Genomic DNA, 5,393 nt, shown 5'->3' on the forward strand with positions numbered 1-5,393 from the left:
GGAAGGATTTCAGGATAAACTCGATCTCTTCGAAACATTACTTTTATTTCTGAGAGATGTTTCTATTAAGGAACTGGAGAATACACCGCTAACAGAAGAGGAATATGCAAATATTTACTGTTTTGGCAAAGTCATGCAAAAATTGGTTTCCGATAATTTCAATCCCGAAAATCATTGGAATTACAACGATGATGATATGGCGGTAATCGCTGATGTCCACACCGATTCCAACTCTAATCAATGCTTAGAAGAGGGCGTCGGCTATCCGCTGGAAATCTTTGTGATTGTCAATGAAGGCGGAACGATTCGAATCACTCAGGGAGCAATTTTTGCCTATTATGAATTTCTGCAACCTATCGCCAATCGCCTGACTGATGAAGCCTGGCGGGAAATGCTGACCGGCGATTCGCCGCCCGCCATGCCGGAATGGGCTAATAGCCTGATGGATGTAAACAGTACTCAACCATCCTTTATAGAATATTCACCGGACAATCTTTATACGGGTGAATTTTCCATGACCGAACCTTCCCCAAAACCCACGACACCTGTCGCTTTCCGGCTTCGTCAAAATTATCCCAATCCCTTTAATCCGGAAACGACCATCCGGTTCGATTTACCGGAAAATTCCTACGTCAGGCTCGAGATTTATAATCTCCTGGGACAAAGGGTCGCGACTCTCGCCGACAGTCGCCAGACCGCCGGTCGCTACACCTTAACATGGAATGGTAAAGACCTGAAAGGCAATAACGTTGCCAGCGGGATTTACTTCTACAAACTGACTGCCGGTGATCTTGTCCATGTCAAAAAGATGGTTCTAACGAGGTAAATATTCTCAATGTTTAAATCATTACTAAAGGGGGTGTAAATATGAAACGATTAAGATTCCCGCTATTCTTTATGATTTTTTTGAGTTTGACTTTCTTTACTTCCGCCAAATCTCAGATGATTGCTGAGATTTCCACCGACATTGAAACGGAGTTCGGGACTTATCATCCCTACCCGGTGAATGTCAAACCGGCAGTTGAAACCTACTCAGTTGCGGCTGATTTCAGCAACGTGTCCAATTTCCAATCCTTATCTTCAATTTTCAGCCAACAGGACCTTCCCTTATTACAAAACAACGCTTTTACAGTCAAACCGACTCAGTACAAGGAAATATTCGACATTTATAAAAACTGCAAGCAAAATGAGGTCCCGATTTTTGTGACTACCGATGCCATGTTGCACACTTTCCACATTATCTATGATTACGCCCTCAGAATATTGGAAGTCCAGAAATTTGCACCTGATCTGGAAAATCTCAATCAAGTGCTTTTGGATGAAATGGAAGCGCTCTATTATACGACCAGCAATAACAATCTTAAAAAGCTTGTTATGAAAAATGTAGCCTATTTCGGCGTCGCAACAAAATTAAAGGATACGACTGCGATCATCCCGGCATTTGTCACTGAACTGGTCAATGAGGAATTGGAACTGATCTGTGACCATGAGGGATTTGAACTATCACCGATTTTCAACAGCGAATCAGTCAAATATAAAGAGGATTACAGTCAGTACGTTCCGAGAGGACATTACACCCGCAACGATACGCTTGCTACCTATTTCAAAGCCATGATGTGGTACGGAAGGATGATGTTTCGGGTCGAGCCTGATACCACCGCAGAGGGCAAACAAAAAGGTAAGGAAGAAACCCTCCAGGCTATTTTGATTGTAAAAGCTATGAATGAATTGACCGTGAACGGTGAGTCGGCTTTGGAAGTCTGGGAACGTATTTATGACCCGACGATCTTTTTCGTGGGAAAATCGGACGACCTGGATATTTACAAGTACACAAACCTTATTAAAGAAGTCTATGGCAACAATTATTTATCCTTGACAGTCGCAGACTTTGCTAACGATGAAAAATTGACCGAATTCGTCGAAAAAGCTAAATACCTGCGCAACCCGCTGATCAATTCATCCTGGGTCTATGATGATGAAGATGCCGAAAAAGTCACCAAGGCATTTCGCTTTATGGGACAGCGTTTCATTCCGGATTCGTACATGTTCCAGCAATTAGTGTATGATAAGGTCCTGTTTTATCAGGGTTCCGGGGAACCCTTCACACTGGTCATCAGTGATAACGGGCCAATCCGCGGATTTCCGAGAGGATTAGACGTAATGTCAATGCTCGGTTCTCAGGCGGCTGCAGAGATTATTCAGGCCGAAGGCGATGCCGATTACTACAAATATGATCAGCAGTTGAACAATCTTAAAGAAGAATTCGCGAATCTGGAAGATGCGGTATGGGCGCAAAACCTATACTGGAACTGGTTATATTCGCTCATGCCATTGTTGGAGCCGAAAGGCGAAGGCTATCCGCCTTTTATGCAGAATCTATCCTGGACCCTGAAGCAATTATATGCCGCTTTATCATCCTGGGCTGAACTGCGGCATGATATGATTTTATACGCAAAGCAAAGTTATACTGAATACACAACTGGAGATCATCCGTCCCCGGATTTTACCTATGGATATGTCGAACCTAATCCGCACCTGTTTGCCAGATTAGCCTCGCTGGCTAATCTTATGCGCACCGGGTTGGATGGTCGGGGACTTCTTCTAAGTGAGTTCGATTCCAAACTAATCAATTTTGAATCTCTCCTTCTGAGTTTAAAGAAAATTGCCGAGAAGGAATTAACAAATCAGGAATTACTTCCCGAAGAATATGACGTTATCTGGACTATCGGCGAGCGCATAGAGAACCTCCTGACTTTTTCTAAGGAACTCCTGGGAACAAGTACCGATGAAACCGATGAAGGTATGGCGGTGATCGCCGATGTGCACACCGAGCCTAATTCGGCTCAGGTATTAGAAGAGGGAGTCGGTTATCCTTTCGAGATTTATGTCATCGTAAAGGTTGGAGACGATCTGGTTCTCACCCGCGGCGGCGGTTTCTCTTATTATGAATTCAAACACCCTATGGCAGACCGCCTTACGGATGAAGCCTGGCAAGAAATGCTTAAAAGCTCTACTCCACCGGAAATTCCACAATGGACTGAGTCTTTCATTGATCGCACTCAGAGTTTTTCACTCACGGGATTACAGCATGCTTACTTAGAATCGGAAACGGTCAGCGACGTTGACGTCCAAATCAATCCCGCCAATCCGATAGCCGGTGATACGCTCCAGATAAAGGTCAGAGCCTACTATTGTCCCGACTCAACCCTGACTGCAATATTTTCCAGCGAGGAAGGAAACAGTATTGATACTTGTGATTTAAAATTGATCCCTGACGATTCGACCTGTGAAAATTACATCGGGCAGATATCATCTTCTAAATGGCCGGACGGAACAATTATCGTCAAAATCAAACATGGTGTGTATACCTTGTCTACCTATTGGTTTGAATTACAAAAAAATGCCGGAATCAATGAGGATAAACTTTATCCAACCAAATTTGCAGTATCTCAGAACTATCCAAATCCCTTCAATCCCGAAACGACCATCCGGTTCGATTTACCGGAAAATTCCTACGTCAGGCTCGAAATCTATAATCTCCTGGGACATAGGGTCGCGACTCTTATAGACTGCCGCCAGACCGCCGGCCACTACACCTTAAATTGGAATGGTAAAGATTTGCAAAGCAATAACGTTGCCAGCGGGATTTACTTCTACAAACTGACTGCCGGTGATCTTGTCCATGTCAAAAAGATGGTTTTGACAAGGTAAGTTGGCTTATTATCACGATAAATCCATCGGCGAAACCGTAATAATGATTCCAGAATTCAAAACCTAAACACCTACTGAAAACAACTCTATTTTTTAACATTTCTCCGCGCTCTCTGTGATCTCCGCGGTGAAGGGAAACAATTTAAAAATCCTTTCACCTTTCTTCCTTTTTTCAGTAAACTCAAGGCGATTTTATGTTCAAACGGACTTTAAAAATTGTCTTGTTCGGGGTGCTTGTCCTGCTGGTGATATCCGTTGGGATGTACATTACCTCGCCCGACGGTTCTGAATTCGCCCGCAAAAATCCGAAATCCACTTCGCTTATAGTTCACCGAGAACGCGTCGCCAAGAAACAACATCGAAAACTTGGCCGGTATTGGGTCTGGGTTCCGCTTAACAGTGTTTCATCGAACTTGATTCACACCGTTATCATCTCTGAAGACGCGCGGTTCTATTCACATCCGGGATTCGACGTGGAAGCGATCAAATTCGCCGCGCAGAAAGATTTGAAACGGAAAAAATTCGCTGTCGGCGGCTCGACAATCACCCAGCAATTAGCGAAGAACCTATATTTATCCAACCGGAAGTCGCTTTTCCGCAAACTTCGGGAAATCATTATCGCCTACAAAATGGATAAAAAATTGACCAAGCACCGGATTCTCGAACTGTACCTCAACGTGATTGAATGCGGGCGTGGAATTTACGGCGTCGAAGCCGCATCGCGGCATTATTTCGGAAAGAGTTCGTCCGCTTTGTCTGTCGATGAAGCCTGTCGGCTCGCCGTCATTCTGCCCAGTCCGATTCGACATTCACCTTACGACGGTTCACGCTTTGTCGAGCGTCGACGGCTAAGATTATTGAAGTGGGAATTCAAAACCGGACGCATCGATTCCACTGCTTACCAAATTCTCACCGGGATCACATTCGAAAAAATGCCCGATTCGCTGAATACTCAGGATAGTCTTGGTACACTCGTAGATAGCACAACCGAAGAACTCTCAAAGGAAAGCGAAATCGATTTACCGCTCAGCGTCGAAAAACTATATGCCGAGCCAGAAGCCGATACGGTGAGAACAAACCGTTGAGATCATTTTTCTATTCTCTCTTTCTCTGTGTTCTCTGCAATCTCCGTGGTGAAAGAAGTCTAAAAAGATTAAAAGCTGTATTTTACTTTCAGAAAAACGTTATCGTTGTCATCATACATCCCGAAAACCGTATCTGACTTGCCATTCAGGAAATCCGCTCCTGCCATAATCGTGAAATTATCCGCATAATTCCAATCAATACTCATTCGCATCAGCATCGAATGGTCTTCGAAATTATTCATCAAGAAAAATAGCGGCGAAACTGTCTCGCTTAAAAAGTGACCTCTCAGCATCAGCGTTACAATCATCACGTTTTCATCGTTCTGGATTCCGCTCTCATAATCCAAAATCCGTTCGTTGATGCCCTGAACCGACAGATCGAGTGCGGATGACAATTGATAATCAGCACCCAACATCAATTGCGAAAATGGTTTTGCTATGATCATTCCATCCGCTAAACACGCTTGATCCGCAGTATTAAAGTGCCGCTCCGGGTAGTAACCACCTTCTCCGCGAAAAACGAAAGTCCCCCACGGTTTCGAAAAACTCAATCCGAAGAAACTCTGCCAGGGATGGGTTGGTGTCAATTGGATTTGT

Annotated in this window: 4 protein-coding genes; 3 read left to right on the forward strand and 1 reads right to left on the reverse strand. The window is 44.1% G+C overall.

Annotated elements, in window-relative coordinates:
• The 3 genes from COT43_05310 to COT43_05320 all read left to right on the forward strand — a co-directional run.
• On the forward strand, window positions 1-826 hold an 826-nt coding region (locus COT43_05310; protein ID PIS28885.1), incomplete at its 5' end, for a hypothetical protein.
• Between the two features lie 41 nt (window positions 827-867).
• Complete coding sequence (locus COT43_05315; protein PIS28886.1) at window positions 868-3,711, forward strand: hypothetical protein; 2,844 nt, start codon at window positions 868-870, stop codon at window positions 3,709-3,711.
• A gap of 194 nt (window positions 3,712-3,905) precedes the next feature.
• Window positions 3,906-4,796, forward strand: a complete 891-nt coding sequence (locus tag COT43_05320; GenBank protein ID PIS28887.1) for a monofunctional biosynthetic peptidoglycan transglycosylase — start codon at window positions 3,906-3,908, stop codon at window positions 4,794-4,796.
• A gap of 68 nt (window positions 4,797-4,864) precedes the next feature.
• On the opposite strand, the gene COT43_05325 is transcribed toward COT43_05320, so the two are convergent.
• Complete coding sequence (locus COT43_05325; protein ID PIS28888.1) at window positions 4,865-5,383, reverse strand: hypothetical protein; 519 nt, start codon at window positions 5,381-5,383, stop codon at window positions 4,865-4,867.
• Window positions 5,384-5,393: the final 10 nt, after the last annotated feature.

The sequence above is a fragment of the Candidatus Marinimicrobia bacterium CG08_land_8_20_14_0_20_45_22 genome (genome assembly GCA_002774355.1).
In the GTDB taxonomy this organism is placed as follows: domain Bacteria; phylum Fidelibacterota; class UBA2242; order UBA2242; family UBA2242; genus 0-14-0-20-45-22.